2 pseudogenes are annotated in these 353 nt (G+C 59.2%); both read left to right on the top strand.

The features are described 5' to 3' along the window. Positions 1-98 (top strand): annotated as a pseudogene (locus EN874_RS34735) (phosphoribosyl-AMP cyclohydrolase); the annotation flags it as partial. A gap of 84 nt (positions 99-182) precedes the next feature. Then, a pseudogene (locus EN874_RS34990) lies at positions 183-353 on the top strand (Patatin); the annotation flags it as partial.

Below are 353 nucleotides of genomic sequence, written 5' to 3'. Positions count from 1 at the left end.
ATCGGACGGTGGGATTCAACGACGGCAAGGCGACGCTTGCCGACGATGGCAGCAAGCCGCTGTTCGATGCGGAAAAGACGTATCGGAAGCCGGTGTGAACCATTCAATATTCACAAACCACTCAGATTCACTATTCTCAAATATCCTTTTGGTAGAAGGGATATGGGACAAGGGAGATCGTGATGCTCGAATGGGCGTCATTGCGCAGCAAACCTGACGTTCGGGAGGCCAACGGTCCCTCCTCGTCCGGCGGCGCGCCCGGTCCGAAACCACCGATGAAGACAGGCATCTCGTTGGCGCTCGGCGGCGGCTGTGCGCGCGGCTGGGCCCATATCGGCGTGCTTCGCGCGCTT

The sequence above is a fragment of the Mesorhizobium sp. M1D.F.Ca.ET.231.01.1.1 genome (genome assembly GCF_003999155.2).
Classification (GTDB): domain Bacteria; phylum Pseudomonadota; class Alphaproteobacteria; order Rhizobiales; family Rhizobiaceae; genus Mesorhizobium.
The sequence above is the reverse complement of the archived record's forward strand: the minus strand, read 5'-3'. Positions and strand labels throughout refer to the sequence as shown.